Annotated in this window: 14 protein-coding genes and 1 pseudogene; 1 reads left to right on the top strand and 14 read right to left on the bottom strand. The window is 30.4% G+C overall.

The features are described from left to right. Nucleotides 1-126 precede the first annotated feature (126 nt). Entirely contained in the window at nt 127-726 is a 600-nt protein-coding gene (gene yyaC, locus OM90_RS05515; RefSeq protein WP_058485901.1) for a spore protease YyaC, read from the top strand. Here the strand turns inward: yyaC and OM90_RS13370 are convergent. From OM90_RS13370 to accB, 14 genes and pseudogenes are all read right to left on the bottom strand, one after another. After that, nucleotides 719-1,444, bottom strand: coding sequence for a KamA family radical SAM protein (locus OM90_RS13370; RefSeq protein WP_330381839.1), 726 nt, complete (start codon nt 1,442-1,444; stop codon nt 719-721). The genes yyaC and OM90_RS13370 overlap by 8 nt on opposite strands. A gap of 3 nt (nt 1,445-1,447) precedes the next feature. Then, nucleotides 1,448-1,942, bottom strand: coding sequence for a hypothetical protein (locus OM90_RS13365; protein WP_330381838.1), 495 nt, complete (start codon nt 1,940-1,942; stop codon nt 1,448-1,450). A 190-nt stretch (nt 1,943-2,132) separates the two neighbouring features. Next, nucleotides 2,133-2,645, bottom strand: coding sequence for a transcription repressor NadR (locus tag OM90_RS05505; RefSeq protein ID WP_058485900.1), 513 nt, complete (start codon nt 2,643-2,645; stop codon nt 2,133-2,135). 24 nt (nt 2,646-2,669) lie between these two features. After that, nucleotides 2,670-4,025: a glucose-6-phosphate isomerase gene (locus OM90_RS05500; protein WP_334292081.1), complete on the bottom strand. Its 1,356-nt coding sequence runs from the start codon at nt 4,023-4,025 to the stop codon at nt 2,670-2,672. A gap of 87 nt (nt 4,026-4,112) precedes the next feature. Next, nucleotides 4,113-5,165, bottom strand: coding sequence for a delta-lactam-biosynthetic de-N-acetylase (pdaA, locus tag OM90_RS05495; RefSeq protein ID WP_242860867.1), 1,053 nt, complete (start codon nt 5,163-5,165; stop codon nt 4,113-4,115). Nucleotides 5,166-5,424: 259 nt separating this feature from the next. Further along, nucleotides 5,425-7,671, bottom strand: coding sequence for a thiamine pyrophosphate-dependent enzyme (locus tag OM90_RS05490; RefSeq protein ID WP_058485898.1), 2,247 nt, complete (start codon nt 7,669-7,671; stop codon nt 5,425-5,427). A 12-nt stretch (nt 7,672-7,683) separates the two neighbouring features. After that, nucleotides 7,684-8,766 (bottom strand): 2-oxoacid:acceptor oxidoreductase family protein, encoded by a 1,083-nt coding sequence (locus OM90_RS05485; protein WP_058485897.1) that lies wholly within the window; start codon nt 8,764-8,766, stop codon nt 7,684-7,686. 75 nt (nt 8,767-8,841) lie between these two features. Further along, nucleotides 8,842-9,531: a hypothetical protein gene (locus OM90_RS05480; protein ID WP_058485896.1), complete on the bottom strand. Its 690-nt coding sequence runs from the start codon at nt 9,529-9,531 to the stop codon at nt 8,842-8,844. Nucleotides 9,532-9,647: 116 nt separating this feature from the next. Continuing rightward, complete coding sequence (locus OM90_RS05475; protein WP_058485895.1) at nt 9,648-10,346, bottom strand: 5'-methylthioadenosine/adenosylhomocysteine nucleosidase; 699 nt, start codon at nt 10,344-10,346, stop codon at nt 9,648-9,650. A gap of 32 nt (nt 10,347-10,378) precedes the next feature. Beyond that, nucleotides 10,379-12,769, bottom strand: a complete 2,391-nt coding sequence (locus OM90_RS05470) for a vWA domain-containing protein (RefSeq protein ID WP_058485894.1) — start codon at nt 12,767-12,769, stop codon at nt 10,379-10,381. A 174-nt stretch (nt 12,770-12,943) separates the two neighbouring features. After that, nucleotides 12,944-14,772 (bottom strand): annotated as a pseudogene (locus OM90_RS13595) (acetyl-CoA carboxylase carboxyltransferase subunit alpha). Between the two features lie 14 nt (nt 14,773-14,786). Continuing rightward, nucleotides 14,787-16,139: an acetyl-CoA carboxylase biotin carboxylase subunit gene (locus OM90_RS05455; protein WP_058485891.1), complete on the bottom strand. Its 1,353-nt coding sequence runs from the start codon at nt 16,137-16,139 to the stop codon at nt 14,787-14,789. Nucleotides 16,140-16,157: 18 nt separating this feature from the next. Further along, nucleotides 16,158-16,580 carry a 3-hydroxyacyl-ACP dehydratase FabZ gene (gene fabZ / locus OM90_RS05450; protein WP_058485890.1) on the bottom strand — a complete coding sequence of 141 codons (423 nt, stop codon included), beginning with the start codon at nt 16,578-16,580 and terminating at the stop codon, nt 16,158-16,160. An 8-nt stretch (nt 16,581-16,588) separates the two neighbouring features. Next, nucleotides 16,589-17,044 (bottom strand): acetyl-CoA carboxylase biotin carboxyl carrier protein, encoded by a 456-nt coding sequence (accB, locus tag OM90_RS05445; protein WP_058485889.1) that lies wholly within the window; start codon nt 17,042-17,044, stop codon nt 16,589-16,591. Between the last annotated feature and the right edge of the window lie 10 nt (nt 17,045-17,054).

Raw genomic sequence — 17,054 nt, 5'->3', positions numbered from 1 at the left:
TATCTTCATTTTTCTACAAAAAAATTCTATAAAATTTATTTCAAATATATTCCACCTCTTATTTAAAATAAATTTTTTATAAAATGGAATACTAAAAAATAATTATTTTTTTAAGGTGGTAAATATATGCTATTTCAAAAAAAAGTCAAAGAGTCACAAGTATATATAAATATAAATTCATCATATCCTCTAAAAAAATTTGCAGAAAATTTTTATGAATATTTTTCTAAAAAAATTCCTTATTATAAAGAAGTAGTGATTTTGTGTATTGGCACGGATAGAGCTACCGGTGATAGCCTAGGACCTCTTATAGGATATAAATTAAAAAATATTTCTTACCCTAATGTATTTGTATATGGTAATTTAGAGCACCCTGTTCATGCCAAAAATTTAAATGAAACTTTAAAAGATATTAAGAAAAATCATACTAATCCTTTTATTATTGCTATAGATGCTTGTCTTGGTAAAATGGAACATATTGGATATATCACTTTGGGAGAAGGTTCTATAAAACCGGGAGCAGGAGTTCAAAAGGATTTGCCCTATGTAGGAGATTTATTTATCACTGGAATTGTTAATTTTAGTGGTTTTATGGATATGCTACTTCTTCAAAACACTAGATTATCTTTAGTTATGCAAATGGCAGATATAATTTCTTCTGGAATAAAATTTGCTCTATGGAAGTATTATAAAAGCCCAAAAATAAGTCGTAAATTTATTAATTAGGATAGTCTATAACTTCTCCTTCCCAAGTACGAAGTTTTATCGTATCTTCTCCCCAAGAAAGAATATAATTAGGCAATATAGGTGTTTTTCCTTTACCGTAAGGTGCATTGATAATATATGTAGGAACTGCTAATCCAGAGGTGTATCCTCTTAAATTTTCCATGATTTCTATTCCTTTTTGTACTTTCACACTAAAATGTCCTGTACCTATAACTTCTTTTGGATGGAAAATATAATATGGTTTTATTCTGATTTTTAATAACTCTTGATTTAGTTTTTTCATAACGTGAACATCATCGTTTATGCCTTTTAAAAGAACTGCTTGATTTCCTAAAACAACGCCCGCTTCACAAAGTTTATCTGCTGCTTTTTTAGCCTCTTTTGTCACTTCTAATGGATTATTAAAATGGGTATTAAGATATATAGGAGGGAATTTTTTTAGAATTTCACAAAGTTCATCTGTTATTCTTTGAGGCATGGTTACAGGAGTTCTACTTCCTAATCTAATTATTTCTACATGGGGAATACTGTAAAGTTCTGATAATAACCATTCAAGTCTTTTATTAGAAAGTAAAAGTGCATCTCCCCCTGTTATTAATACATCTCTGATTTCTTTTTCATTTTTTACATATTCTATACATTGTTCTAAATTATCTTTTGGAAGATGTCTATCTTTTTGCCCTATAGCTCTTCTTCTTTGACAATGTCTGCAATACATAGCTCACTGATTAGTTACTTTTATAATAAGTCTATCTGGATATCTTCTTGTTATTCCTTCTACTGGAGAGGTAAATTCTTCTCCCATTGGGTCTGCTTCTCCACCTTCTGCTAACTCTTCTATGGATGGTATGGCTTGTTTTCTTACAGGACAAGAAGGATCATCTCTATCCATTAAACTAGCATAATAAGGAGAAATTGCCCATCTAAACTTTTTACCTACTTTTTCTATTTCATTTTTTTCTTTTTCTGAAAGGTTTAAAATTTTAGATAAGGTTTCTACATCTGTAATTCTATTAGCTACTTGCCAATGCCAATTATCCCAGTCTTCTTGACTAGCTCCTAATATTTCCATAATACGATTTTTATTTTCTTGTATAATTTCCTCATTTTTAAATCCAGTCTTAATGTATTCTTTTTCCCGAGTATAATCTTCTATTCTCTTTTTTAATTCTTCAGCTCTTTTTAAAGATATAATTCTTTTTTCTTTTTGCTCCAAAATTACCACCTTCCTTTTATATATTTTTAGAGTTGTGAATTAATTATATCATTTTAAAAGTGACAACTCAAGAAAAAATTTAGTGTGTCTGTGTATTTTTGTAAAAAATCTTATCCTAATTATTATTGTTTTAATAAAAAAAGAGTATTGTAAACTACTTAAAAAGTAATTTTACAATACTCTCTTTTAATCATGAAATAAGGTATCCCTTGTTTTTTAGTGCTTGTTCTATTTCATCTAGTATTGTTTCATTTTTTGCTTCAATAGTATGCATATGTACTTTATTTGTAAGCCGTGCAAGAGGTACAGTATCATTTCTTTTCATTATTTCCATAAATTCTTTTATATCTCTTCTTGATTCTATCATAAGATTAGCTGTTATTTCTCCATAAATAGGATGTTCTACAATGACATTTATCACTCTTCCACCCAAGTCTACAATAATTGATAATTCATCTTCAATATCCTTTTTTTCATGACTAACTGTTATAACTTTTTTATATTTATTATCTTCCTTTTCATATAGTATATATCCTCTAGCTGTTGCCATAATATTAATACCCTGTGCTCTAATAAGAGCTATATCCTGTACTATTACTTGTCTAGTAACATTAAGTTTTTCTGCAAGATAGCTTCCACTAATAGGTTTATTAGAATTTTTTAAAATTTTTATTATTTCTTCCTTTCTTTTTTCTTTATTCATTTTTCACCTCTCTAATAAGGTAAATTAATTTTTATTATTTATTCTATTTAATAATTTATCTCTTAATTCTTCATAACCTGGCTTTCCAAGAAGAGCAAACATATTCTTTTTATAAGCTTCTACTCCTGGTTGATCAAAGGGATTAACTCCTAAAATATAACCACTAATTCCACAGGCTTTTTCAAAGAAGTATAAAAGTTTTCCTATATAATATTCATTTATTTCTGGAATATTAATAACTAAATTAGGAACTCCTCCATCTACATGAGCAAGAAGTGTACCTTGAAAAGCTTTTTTATTTACAAAATCCATAGTCTTTCCGGCAAGATAATTTAATCCATCTAAATCTTTTTCTTCACTTTCTAAAGTAATATCTACTTTAGGCGTCTCTACATTTAACACAGTTTCAAAGAGATTTCTTCTACCATCTTGGATATACTGCCCTAAAGAATGAAGATCTGTTGAAAAATCTACGGAAGCAGGGAAAATACCTTTGTTATCCTTTCCTTCACTTTCTCCATATAGTTGCTTCCACCACTCTGAAATATAATGAAGAGCTGGTTCATAATTTACTAATATCTCATTTTGTTTTCCTTTTTTATACAAAATATTGCGGATAAGGGCATACTGATAAGCTGAATTATCTTCAAACTTTTCTTTACTATATTCTTCTCTTCCATCTCTTGCCCCTTCCATTAATTTATCAATATCTATTCCGGAAACAGCAATAGGTAAAAGACCAACAGGAGTAAGAACAGAGAATCTTCCTCCTACATCATCAGGAATAATAAAGGTTTCATATCCTTCTTCTTCTGATAATTTTCTAAGAGCTCCCCTTTGTTTATCAGTAGTTGCAAATATCCTTTCACTTGCTTTTTCTTTTCCATATTTTTCTTCTAAATATTTTTTAAAAATTCTAAATGCTATCCCCGGTTCTGTAGTTGTTCCTGACTTTGATATAACATTAACACTTATATCTTTTCCTTCTACAATATCTAAAAGATGTTTTAGATATGTTCCGCTAATATTATTCCCTACAAAATAAATTTCTGGAGATTGTCTCTTTTCTTTTGGAAGGATATTATAAAAAGTATGACTTAATCCTTCTATAACTGCCCTAGCACCTAAATAAGAACCTCCTATACCTATTACTATAAGTACATCTGAATTTTCTCTTATTTTCTTTGCAGCTTTTTTTACTCTGTCAAATTCTTCTTTATCATAATTAACAGGAAGGTCTACCCATCCTAAAAAATCATTTCCCACTCCTGTTTTTTCATGAAGCATTTTATGAGCACCTTCTAGCTGCCATTTAGAAGCTTCTATTTCATTACTTAAAATGCCTGCATTGGAATAATCAAAAATTATGTTTTTCATAATCTTCCTCCCTTAGTTTAATTGTAAATTGTCTTTTTTATTTATGTGAAAAGTATAACATTTTTTATATAAAGTTAAAACATAAAATTTTTATAATTCTTCTAAAGAAGCAAAAGTATAACCTTGCTCTTTTAAATATTTTATAATATCATCTAAGGCTTCCGTATTAGAAGAAGATACAGCATGTAAAAGTATTATGGCTCCATTATGATAATTTTCTACTACATGGGAGAAGGCAACTTCTTTCCCTGGCTGATCATTTATATCCCAGTCTTTATAGGCCATACTCCAAAAGATAGTCTTATATCCTAAATCTTTAGTAATTTTAAGGGTTCTTTCACTATATTCTCCTGATGGAGGTCTAAAATATTTAGGCATATCATACCCTGTTACTTCTTTAAAGTATCTAGCTAATTCAGTTATTTCATATTCTATTTCTTCATCACTTATTTTAGGAAAACTTGGATGACTTACAGAATGATTGCCTACTATATGCCCTTCACTAACCATTCTTTTAACTAGTTCTGGTTCCGTATCTATATAATGCTTAGTAACAAAAAACGCTGCCACTACATTATTTTCTTTTAGTATATCTAGTATCTTACTTGTATAACCATTTTCATAGCCTTCATCAAAAGTTAGATATATCTTTTTTTCATTGGTATTACCTAAATAATATGCATCATATTTACTAAGATCTATTTCTTCTTGTGCTCCTGGTGGAAGATGGTCACTATTTCTTCTAAACCACCAAGACTTAGCTTCATTAGAAAGAGTAGTTGATATCTCTTGTTCTTCATTAGAATCAGTCGTTTCTAAAGTTTCTTCTATTAATTCTTCTTTTATATCTTCTTCTAAAGAATCTTTATTCTTATTATTTCCCTCTATAGTTTTTTCATTATCTTCTATATTATTTTCAATCATATTTTCATTAGTTTCTACACTATCATCTTTAATAACTTCTGTAGTTTCTACATCTTCTTCTATTTTATTAATATCTTCTTTTACTAAGGATTCTTCTACTTCTTTTTCTACTGAACTTACGCTAATATCTTCTTGTGTATTTTTAGATATATCATTATTAGAATTACAGCCAACTAAAAAGCTTACTATTATAAACATTAAAATAATTTGTCTTCTCATAGTATCTCCCTTCCTAGATTTATTTATATTATTATACCATAAAAAGACAAAATTATTATAAACTCAACAAAAACCTTTTTTCATTTAAAAAAGTGTCTTTTATTTTTATATTTATTATTGCTTATAAATAAAAAAGATCTCCTTTATAACAAAAGGAAATCTTTTTTATTTTTTTGAAATAGCCTCTTTAATATTATCTAAAAATATATTGGTTTTTAGTAAAATTTTTTCATTACTCATTAATATCTATACATTAATTTTATAATAAAGGATTTTCATGTTTAGCTTTTAATCTTTCCCATCTTCTATCTATTTCTTTTTGAATTTCTTCTACTATATTAGAGTATTCTGGTTTTGTTAAATGCTTTGTTCTTCCCATCATCTTTAACCAATTGGCAACTGGTATCTTTTTATTTCTTGTTTCTGGATTATAGGTTATAGTTGTTATTCCTTGTTCTACTTCATATAAAGGATGATAACAGCAATTTACAGCTGCATCTATTACACTTCTTTCATATCTAGGATTATCTCCCCAGTTAAGAGGACAAGCTGAAAGAGCTTTTATAAATGCTAAACCATATTCATTGGCATATTTTTGAGCTTTAGCCGCTTTTTTAATAAAATCTGTTGGCTGACTTTCTGCTACTGTAGCTACATAAGGAATATTAGTAGCGGCAAAGATTTGTGGAGTATCTTTATGGAATGTAGCTTTTCCTGCTTGAGCTACTCCGACATGGGAGGTAGAACTTTTTGCTCCCTTAGGGGTAGTATAGGATAGCTGATATCCTGTATTCATATATCCTCCATTATCATACTCCATAATTATCATTTTATGATTTCTAAGAGCAGCCCCTATAGCAGGTCCCATACCTATGTCAAGTCCTCCATCTCCTGTTACCATTATAAAAGTAAAATTATCTCCCTTTGGAATTTCTCCCCTTCTTTGTTTTTCATGAAACATTTCCACTAAACCAGAAAGAGTAGCAGCTCCATTTTGAAAAAGATTATGAATAAATGAAACTCTAAAGGAAGTCTTAGGATATGATGAAGTAACCACATATCCACATCCTGTTTGAAATAGTAATACAACTTCTCCTTCTATTCCTCTAAGAAGCATATTTACATTAACGGGGATACCACATCCAGGACATGCCCCATGACCTGCTGTCCATCTTTTAGGCATCTTAGTGGATTCCTTTACTATTCCACCCTTTACTATCATTTTACCCGTTTTTTCATCAATACTAACAGAGGTTACTCCTGGCCTAGCCTTTTCTCCTATAATAGGGTCAAAATACTGCTGTATTTTATGCCCTGTTTTTCCTTTATAATGTCCATAATAATCAAATCTTTTATCTACTTTTCCTTTATTTGCTATTTCTAAGGCACGAGTTAGCATTTCCATGCCTTCTTCGATATAAAAATCCTTTCCACTTAATCCATAAACAAGGCTTGCTACTTCTATATTAGCCTTATAATCTTGAAGGGTTGCTTTTAATTCTAAACTCATATTACCCCCTTCAGCACCATAACTATCCTGTCTATCTGCAACTATTATAGCTTTTACATTTTTACACATATCATAAAGCTCTTTTTTAGGAAAAGGACGAAGCACATTACTAGTAAATACTCCTACTTTTTTCCCCTGTTCTCTTAATTTATCCACTGCTAATCGTGCCGTATCATAGCTAGAACCTAGTATAAATAAGGCAGCTTGGGCATCCTCCATTTTATACCCTTCTACCATACCATATGTACGGCCAGTTAATTTGCCGTATTCTTTAAAAATTGCTGGAATTACATTTCTTGCTTCCTCCATGGCTAAATGAAGTTGGTATTTATTATTTATAACATCAGGTTCATTCATATAAGACCCTATGGATACAGGCTTTTCTTTATCTAGAGCAGTATATTCTAATTTAAGTTCTCCAATAAAATCTCTAACATCTTCATCTTTTAAAAATATACTAGCTCTTCGTTTTTGATGACTGGTAAAAAATCCATCAAAAGCTACTATAACGGGTAATTTTACTTTTTCTGCTATTTTAAGAGCACATATATTATAGTCATATACCCTTTGAGGGTCCTTTGCAAATAATATAATCCAGCCTGTATTTAAGGCATACATAATATCACTGTGGTCCCCTTTAATAGAAAGAGGTCCAGATACGGTTCTACAGGCAACATTTAAAACCATAGGAAAACGGGTTCCTGACTGTACTGGAAGCTGTTCTATAGAATATAATAATCCATTAGCAGAAGTGGCATTAAATACTCTTCCTCCTCCTGTGCTGGCTCCATAACAAATCCCAGCAGCTCCATGTTCTCCATCTCCAGGAATCATTACTATATCATGTTTTCCCTCTGCTTTTAAAAGGTCTAATTGCTCGGCTATTTGGGTTGAAGGAGTAATTGGATAATAACCCATTACATGATAATTTATTTGTTTTGCGGCATAAGCTGCTAACTCATTTCCACTTTCAAATACTACTTTTTGTTCTACCATAATATCGCCTCCTTAATCTAGTTCATTAGTAGTGTAGGATTCTGAACGCATCCAAGAGTTTGGCCCTACTTCTTCAAATTCCAATTTATCCACTTTTAATTCCTGATTTCTAACATGAGTTTTCCAAATATCTACTTCCCTTTCCATTCCAGCAGTTAAAGCGTCTGTAGGACATACTTCAACACATCTTAAACATCCCTTACAATGATGATAATCAGGACCTAAATTTATCATAGAAGGTTTACCTTTATATTCTCCTTTTACAAACTGATACACCATATCAGGACAAGTAGAATCACACATTCCACAATTTATACAAGCTTCTTTTTTAAATATGGGAATATATCCTTCTCTACTTGCTGATAAATCATTACTTATGGTACTTCCATAATGAGGATTAATGCCTCCTATAGGTGCATTATCATATCCCCAATCTCTTTTTACATCTTCATATTCTTGATAAGGATATTTGCCATCATCTTCATATTTTTTAAGAGTTATATTATTATATCCTTTTTCTATACCTTCTAAATTTCCTTTAAGAGCTGCCGGATATTTTTTACCTATAGTCTCTTCTACAATCTTTTTCAAAGCTTCTAAGGGGATAAATCCTGAAGCTTTAGCTATAGCTCCTAACATAACCATATTAACCCTTGTCTTTGCTTCTATGGCAAGATTTAAGGCATCTACGCAAACTAAGGTTCCTGCATGCATTTTTAGTTTATCCCTAACCTTATCAGGAGAATCTTCTGTATTTACTACAACTATAGTATCAGGTCCTACTCCCTGCATAACTGGAATTTTACCTGCTAATCTTTCATGGAATATACCTAGTAAATGTGGAGTCTCTATAGGACTATTTATTCTTATTTCTTGATTCGGATCACACCATCTAATATAAGATTTAACAGGAGTTCCCCTTTTTTCTGAACCGTAGCTAGCAAAATTAGAACTATTAAGACCTAAATAAATAGCTCCTAACTCTCCTAAAATTTTTCCACTTAAATTAGCACCTAATCCTCCTATACTTTCTAATCGAATTTCGTAAAAGCCATATTCATTGGTAATGGGTAATTTAACCTTTGGGGCTTCCATAAGCTACCTCCTTAAGATTCATGTTGTCATAATTTCATTCCATTCTTTTTCTAGTATTATCATTCTTTTGTAAATTTATACTTCTTTTTCTTCCCTATAAAATTGGTCTATAATCCACTGAATTTCTTCATCATTTAATTCTTCTTTTATTTCATCCTTATTTTTTTCTTCTTCACTGTGTATAGAGGATTCTGTTTTTTCTTCCTTAAGAACTTCTGAGGTAACAGGAGTTTTTTCTATATTAGAAAAATATGTGTTATCTAAGTATTCTTCTAGTTGAATAAACATAATTTTTCTTTTTTTCTCTAGAGATAATGCAGCATCTAATAAAATTAAAATAATAAAAAATATAGTGCCTAATATAATAGGAAAAAAAGAGTTATCCTTTTTTGAAGATATTAGTATAAATGTTCCTACTAAACCTAAAAATAAACAAAGTATTTCCGATTTTGATATAAATTCTTCCCAATAATAAATGGGTATAAAAAATATCTTCTGTTTATAGTAAATGGTATTTATAATCCCTTTGGTATTTATCTTTTTTAAGTTTTTTTCTTTATAATCTCTATATAATTTTATAATCCTATCTATTACTGGGTCCTTTGATAATCTTCTTCTTTCTTTTATCCATTTATAAAGGGATTTTTTAAAATAATGGATACGAATAGCTAAAAATAATATGCTAATAATCCCTACCCCAAACGATATTACTGTTAATATTTGAAGTATTGACACCAATCCTATATATTTTGAAAAATCCATCATAAAACCATCTCCTATTTTTAATATTTACTTTTATTATACATATAGTTTCTTTAATGTCAAATATTTACATTTAAGATGTAAAAAATAGGAGGCCATTGCCTCCATATATTTATTCTTTATATATTTTTTAGAATTTCTATAATCATTTCATTTGAGTTTTTTGCTGCTTTATGAACAAATTCTTGAAAATTTATATCTGCACTGTGGTCTGCTTTGTCAGAAATAGCACGAATTATTACAAAGGGAACTTTATTAAGATAGCAGGTATGGGCAATAGCTGCTCCTTCCATTTCTGCACAGTAAGCATTAAAGTTATTCCAAATAGTTTCTTTTTGTTTTAAGTTAGAAATAAATTGATCTCCGCTGGCAATACGACCTATATATACTTTTTGTTTTAAGGATAATTTTTTAGCTGAATCTTTAGCTATTTTTACTAACTTTTCATCTGATTTAAAAAAGCTTTCATCCATTCGTGGAATAATTCCTATAGGTTCTCCAAAGGCTGTAGTATCAAAATCATGCTGTACACAGTCGCTAGATATTACTATATCACCTATGTCTAAATCTTTATATACTGCCCCAGCTACTCCTGTATTTATTATATAATCCACATGGTAATTATCAATTAAAGCTTGGGTACAAATGGCTGCATTTACCTTTCCTATCCCACATCTAACTAGTACCACTTCCTGTTTTTCTAATTCTCCTTTATAAAAATCCATACCTGCTATATTTTTTAATTCTTTATTATGCATTTTATTTCGAAGTATAATTACTTCTTCTTCCATAGCTCCAATAATTCCTATTTTGCTCATAAATCTTCTCCTTTTTCTAGCAACAAGCTGTTTTATCTAATAGACGGATCAAGAGATACTGGAACATTTATTGCTCCCTCTTCATCTTCTCCTAATGGAATATCATAGCCTATTGTGGTATTTAATGTGTTGGTTAATTTTATCTTTCTCTTTTCATTTACATATTGTTTGTACTCCTTCAAATTTAAATCATTACTTTTAATATCTGCCGTTACTACTATTTCATAAGTTCCTGATCCAATATCTTCAAGTGTAAATTCTATATTATTAGTAGATTCAATAGACTTACTTTTTACATTTATAACATCATCACTCATAAAAATAATATCTACTTTTCCACTATTTTTATCATATCCTAATTTATATTCTACCTCTTTAAAATCTGCTTTTATAATTAGTTTGTTAGGTTGTGGTAATTTTTTCCCTTCTGGAGTTTCTACTTTAAATTTAAATTTAGATAAAGCACTACTAGAATATACATACCCATAATTCTCATTTTCATTAGGTATGAATTCTACGTTATATACATCAACTTTATATTCTTTAGAATCAAGAACTTCTCTAACATATTTCCCTTCTTCTATGGTATTGGTATAAAGAGTTGCTACTACTGTAGTGCTTCCTACTCCTTTTCCTGTTACTTCATTACCTACAACTTCTGCAATACTTGCATCATTAGATGTATATTCTACATCTATTCCTTCTTCTGGAACTGATATTAAATTAATAGTCTTAGATTTACCCTTTAAAAGGTTTATAGTATCTCCATCTTCTATTTCATAGACATATATATCACTGTAAGCTGTAAAGTAAGAGCCTAATTCTCCACCTTTTTTACAGGTTACTTGTATTTTCCCTTTCCCTACGCTATTTCCTGTAATGGATATATTATTAGTTCCATCTTCAACTGATATTTCTCCTTGATTAAAACTAAATACATCTTCTCCTTCTACAATAGTCCATGTCATATCATCGGCATAATCCTCTGGTATAATACTTGCTTTTAAATTAGTCATATCTCCTTTTTTAAGATATATGACATTTTTATTTAATTTAATATTCCCTACTACATTTACAGAAATAGTATCTACAGGCGCTGTATAAGAGTTATTAAAAGGGTCTGTATAACTTAAAGTTGCAGAATTAAAAACATATTCTCCAGGACTTTTCATCTTAACTGTTATATTAAAAGGCTCTGCTTGTAACTCATATTTATTGGTTTCTTTATTTTTAACCATTTTTGCTAGAATTTTCCCTGTTATTTTATTTCCATCTTGTTCAAATCCTTCTGGAAGACTAACTACTTCTACCCCTTCTGGTAAAGTTTCAGTATATGTAATTTCTTTAAAAGGTAATTCATCTGCTATTTTACTTTGTATAGTACTAAATACAAGATCTAATTCTTCTGCACTTTTAGCATTATAATAACGTCTATCTTCTTCTACTTTATCTGCATTAGCCGCTGTAGCAATATTATTTAATATATTAAGATCAACATCACTAGAAAAACCTATAAAGAAGGATTGAATGTTATTTGCTTTTCTAACCATTAAAGCCGTTTCCTTAGCATAACTAATGGAAAGATTACCTCCTCCCTTATATTCTGCTAAAACTGCTATCCCATTGCTTCCTTCTTTATTTCCATTTTTATAAAAAAAATTCTTTCCCATTTCAAGTTCTGAATGTCTACTTATTCCTGTGTCTCCTTCACCATCATAGAAATACTGCCCATCATATATAGGGCTTTCCTCTTTTCTCTTGTTATGTCTATTATTACCTTCAACTTCATACTCTTCCCACTCTATTCCATTATATCCAATAGTATATCCTTGTGGGATTCCATCAGTCATAACCACCATATATTTTGCTGCCTTGTCATTACCTGAATTTATAAGCTTATAATATCCTCTTCTTATTCCGTCTCCTATATTAGTTCCTTGATCGGCATCTAATACACCTATTTTCTCTTTTATATTTTTTACTTGCTTTTCATCTAACATATCATAATAATCTGTAGGATTATCAGCACTAGTAGCATAGGGAACTAAAGCTATTTTAACATCTTGCTCAGCAAATTTATCAATAAAATCCTTTGCTGCAGCCTGCATAGCTTCCAATCTGCTTATCTCATCTTCTTTTTTTTCTTCTCCACTTTCCATTCCCCAATCCATACTTCCTGATACATCTAGTACCAACACTATTTCCTTAGAAACTTCTTGTAATTCTTGTGGTGTACCTTCTAGGGTATGAGTTATTGTATATTCTTCTCCTACACTTATGCTTTCTACTGTAGAAGTTCTAGTCACTTTATCAATTGGCTTTGAAAATTCATAAGCTGCTGCCCCATATATATCTTGAACTTGTATAAATGAAAGTAAAAATACTAGTAAAACACTTAAGCTAAGTAATCTTTTTTTCTTCATATTCACCCCTCCATACTAAAATTTTATTTAAACCTCTGTCAAATTTATGTATTCTCATTTCATAAAATTTACAAAATCAGTATACATTTATAGTATTCTTATGCTTATAATACCATATAAATCCACAAAATTTCAATAATATTTATAAATAAAAACTGCTGTATAACTATTTAGCTATACAGCATCATCATTTTTGTACTTTCCTATATTTCTAAATTTATTATATCTATCTTTTAGTAAATCTTCTAAAGATTTATTTTCTAACTCTTCTAATCCTTTTAAAATAAAACTTTTTATTTCTTTACTTACTTTTTCTATGTCCTTATGAGCTCCTTCTAAGGGTTCAGTAATTATATCATCTATTATATTAAATTCTTTTAGATCCTGAGCTGTTATTTTCATAACTTCTGCAGCTTCCCTAGCTTTAGTACTATCTTTCCATAAAATAGCTGCAAAACCTTCAGGGGATAAAACTGAATAAATAGCATGTTCTAACATATATATTTTATCTCCTACTCCAAGAGCTAAGGCTCCTCCACTTCCTCCTTCTCCTATAACTATAGATATTATAGAAGTTTTTAATCTTGCCATTTCCATAAGATTAAGGGCTATGGCTTCTCCTTGTCCTCTTTCTTCTGCTCCAATTCCACAAAAAGCTCCAGGAGTATCTATAAAACAAATAACAGGGCGTCTAAATTTCTCTGCTTGTTTCATAAGCCTTAAGGCTTTTCTATATCCTTCAGGATGGGGCATACCAAAATTTCTTTTTATATTTTCTTTTGTACTACATCCTTTTTGATGACCAATAACTGTTACTGGATTTCCTTCTAAAAGAGCTATTCCTCCTACTATGGAAGAATCATCACTAAACTTTCTATCTCCATGAAACTCTATAAAATCTTCAAATATTTTTTCTATAAGTTGAAGAGTACTAGGTCTATCACAGTGTCTTGCTAAAGCTACTTTATCCCAAGGAGTAAGAGATGTATATGCTTCTTTTTTTAATTCTATTAACTTTTCTTCTAAAATTTTTATTTCTTTTGTTAAATCTACTCCATGGGTTGTTGAAAACTCTTTTAATCCTTTTAATTGTTTTTCTAATTCTTCTAACTTATTATCTACATTACTATTATTCAATTATCACACCTCCTATGAAGGCGTAGAATTTTCCCTAGGGTATCTTTTAAATCCTCTCTTTTTACTACTTTATCTATAAATCCGTGTTCTAATAAAAATTCTGATCTTTGAAAGCCTTCTGGGAGTGTTTGTTTTATAGTTTGTTCTATTACCCTAGGGCCTGCAAAACCAATAAGAGCTCCTGGCTCCGCTAAAATAATATCTCCTAACATAGCAAAACTAGCAGTTACTCCTCCAGTAGTCGGATCTGTTAATACTGATATATATAATAGTCCTTCTTCATCATGTTTTGCTATAGCACTACTGGTTTTTGCCATTTGCATAAGGGAATATATACCTTCTTGCATTCTAGCTCCCCCAGAGGTGGAAAAAATTATAATAGGTAGTTTTTCTTTAGTAGCTTTTTCTATGGCCCTTGTAATTTTTTCTCCTACTACAGAACCCATACTCCCCATTAAAAAATTACTATCCATAACAGCCAAGACAGTTTCTTCCCCACAGATCTTTCCTATTCCTGTTACTACTGCTTCTTTTAGTCCTGATTTTTCTTTTTGCAGTTCTATTTTTTCTTCATATTTAGGATAGTTTAGGGGATTTACACTAACTAAATTTTCATCTAATTCTTTAAAACTTCCTTCATCTACTATTAAATCTATTCTTTCTCTTGCTCCCATTCTAAAATGAAAACCACAATTAGGACATACTTTTTTATTTGCTTCTAAATCTTTTTTATACACAATTTGATTACAAGCAGTACACTTTATCCACATTCCATCGGGAATATTAGGAGTCTTTGGTTTTTCATATGTAGGAGAGGATGTGGTAGCATATTTGGTTTTTTTAAAAAGCTTTTTCAAATTTTTCACCACCTTCTAACGAATTACTCTTTATGGGATTTAAAATGCTTTTCTATGAAACTAGTATCTATATTTCCCTCTTCAAAATCTTTTATATGAAGAATCTTATATAAAAATTCTATGTTTGTATCCATACCATCTATTATAAACTCTCCTAGGGCTGATTTCATTTTTGCTATAGCTTTTTCCCTATCTTTATCATGTACTATAAGTTTTGCTATCATGGAATCATAAGTTGGAGGAATTTTGTACCCTTCATAAAGAGCACTTTCTATTCTAACTCCAAATCCTCCTGGAAAATGAAGACTTTTTACAGTTCCTGGAGAAGGCATAAAATCTCTATCTGGATTTTCTGCATTGATTCTACATTCTATGGCATGACCATTTATTTTTATATCCTCCTGTTTTATAGATAAGGGAAGTCCTGCTGCTATTTTTATCTGCTCTTTTACAAGGTCTATCCCTGTTATCATTTCTGTTACAGGGTGCTCTACTTGAATCCTTGTATTCATTTCTATAAAATAATAATTCCCATATTTATCTAATAAAAACTCTATAGTTCCTGCATTCTTATATTGTATGGATTTAGCTGCACGAACTGCAATTTCTCCCATCTCTTTTCTTAATTTAGGAGTAATAGCAGTAGAAGGGGCTTCTTCTATTACCTTTTGATGTCTTCTTTGTATTGAACAGTCCCTCTCTCCTAAATGAATTACATTCCCAAAAGAATCTCCTAATATTTGAAATTCTATATGCCTTGGATTTTCTATAAATTTTTCTATATACATAGTGTCATCCCCAAAGGATGCTTTTGCTTCTTTTTTTGCCATATCAAAGGCCTTTATAAATTCTTCCCTAGAATAAGCTAATCTCATACCCTTGCCTCCGCCACCGGCAGAAGCTTTTATTATTACAGGATATCCTATTTTTTCTGCTATTTTTAGAGCTTCTTCTATATCTTCTACGGCACCATCAGAACCAGGAACAACTGGCACCCCTGCTTCTATCATTGTTTGTCTTGCTTTTGATTTATTCCCCATAAGGTCTATCATATTAGCACTAGGGCCTATAAATGTAATATTACAGTCTTCACACATTTGGGCAAAACGACTATTTTCTGATAAAAAACCAAAACCGGGATGAATAGCCTCAGCTCCTGTTAAAATAGTAGCACTAAGTATATTGTGCATATTAAGATAGCTATCTTTCCCCCTAGGCGGTCCTACACATACCGCTTCATCTGCCATCTGTACATGAAGTGCATCCTTATCTATGGTAGAATAAATAGCTACTGTTTCTATTCCCATTTCTCTACAAGCTCTTATAATTCTTACAGCTATTTCCCCTCTATTGGCAATTAAAATTTTATTAAACATACTATCCCCCTTTCGGGTTTATCCAATGGCAAAGGTAAGCTGAGCTTCACAAATCTTTTTATCTCCTTTAAAAGCTACAGCTTTACCAATACCTATTGGTCCTTTTCTTTTTATAATTTCTACTTCTAATTTTAAAGTATCTCCTGGAACTACTTTTTCTCTAAATTTAGCCTTATCAATACCTCCAAAGTATGCTGTCCTTCCTTTTAGTTCATCAAGAGATAAAAGACATACTGCTCCAACTTGGGCTAAGGCTTCTATAATAAGTACTCCAGGCATTACTGGTTCACTTGGAAAATGTCCTTGAAAAAAATACTCATTCATACTTACATTTTTATATCCTACGGCCCTTATACCGGGCTCTAACTCATCTATTTTATCTATTAACAAAAAAGGATATCTATGAGGAATTATTTCTTGTATTTGTTTTATATTTAACATATTACCACCTAACCTTTTATTCTAAATAGGGGTTGATTATATTCTACCATTTCTTCATTTTTTACAAAAATTTCTACTACTTCTCCATCTACTTCTGATTCTATTTCATTCATAAGTTTCATAGCTTCTATAATACATAGGGTATCCCCTTTTTTTACTCTATCTCCTATGGATACAAAGGGAGGAGCATCAGGAGCTGGTGCACTATAAAAAGTTCCCACTATAGGAGAATAAATTATTGTTCCTTCTTTTTCTTCGAATGCAGAAGTATTGTCTATCTCATCTATAGAACTTACTTCTTTTCCTTCTTCCTTATAGGCAATTTTAGGTTCTATATTAGCTACACTTACTACTTCTTTTTCTTTCTTCATTTTTATCTTTAGATTGTCTTCTTCTATTTCAAGATGGGTTAAATTAGTTTCATTCATTGCTTTTATTAGCTGTTCTATTGCTTTGTAATCCATTATAACCCTC

It is taken from the genome of Defluviitalea phaphyphila, assembly GCF_001466305.1.
GTDB classification, from domain to species: domain Bacteria; phylum Bacillota; class Clostridia; order Lachnospirales; family Defluviitaleaceae; genus Defluviitalea_A; species Defluviitalea_A phaphyphila.
The sequence above is the reverse complement of the archived record's forward strand: the minus strand, read 5'-3'. Positions and strand labels throughout refer to the sequence as shown.

Coding starts and splice junctions, on each gene's coding strand:
- OM90_RS05505 (WP_058485900.1), bottom strand. CDS start 2,645: ATGAATAAAGAAAAAAGAAAGGAAGAAATAATAAAAATTTTAAAAAAT.
- OM90_RS05480 (WP_058485896.1), bottom strand. CDS start 9,531: ATGATGGATTTTTCAAAATATATAGGATTGGTGTCAATACTTCAAATA.
- OM90_RS05475 (WP_058485895.1), bottom strand. CDS start 10,346: ATGAGCAAAATAGGAATTATTGGAGCTATGGAAGAAGAAGTAATTATA.
- OM90_RS05470 (WP_058485894.1), bottom strand. CDS start 12,769: ATGAAGAAAAAAAGATTACTTAGCTTAAGTGTTTTACTAGTATTTTTA.
- yyaC (WP_058485901.1), top strand. CDS start 127: ATGCTATTTCAAAAAAAAGTCAAAGAGTCACAAGTATATATAAATATA.
- OM90_RS13370 (WP_330381839.1), bottom strand. CDS start 1,444: ATGTATTGCAGACATTGTCAAAGAAGAAGAGCTATAGGGCAAAAAGAT.
- OM90_RS05485 (WP_058485897.1), bottom strand. CDS start 8,766: ATGGAAGCCCCAAAGGTTAAATTACCCATTACCAATGAATATGGCTTT.
- accB (WP_058485889.1), bottom strand. CDS start 17,044: ATGGATTACAAAGCAATAGAACAGCTAATAAAAGCAATGAATGAAACT.
- pdaA (WP_242860867.1), bottom strand. CDS start 5,165: ATGAGAAGACAAATTATTTTAATGTTTATAATAGTAAGCTTTTTAGTT.
- OM90_RS05455 (WP_058485891.1), bottom strand. CDS start 16,139: ATGTTTAATAAAATTTTAATTGCCAATAGAGGGGAAATAGCTGTAAGA.
- fabZ (WP_058485890.1), bottom strand. CDS start 16,580: ATGTTAAATATAAAACAAATACAAGAAATAATTCCTCATAGATATCCT.
- OM90_RS05490 (WP_058485898.1), bottom strand. CDS start 7,671: ATGGTAGAACAAAAAGTAGTATTTGAAAGTGGAAATGAGTTAGCAGCT.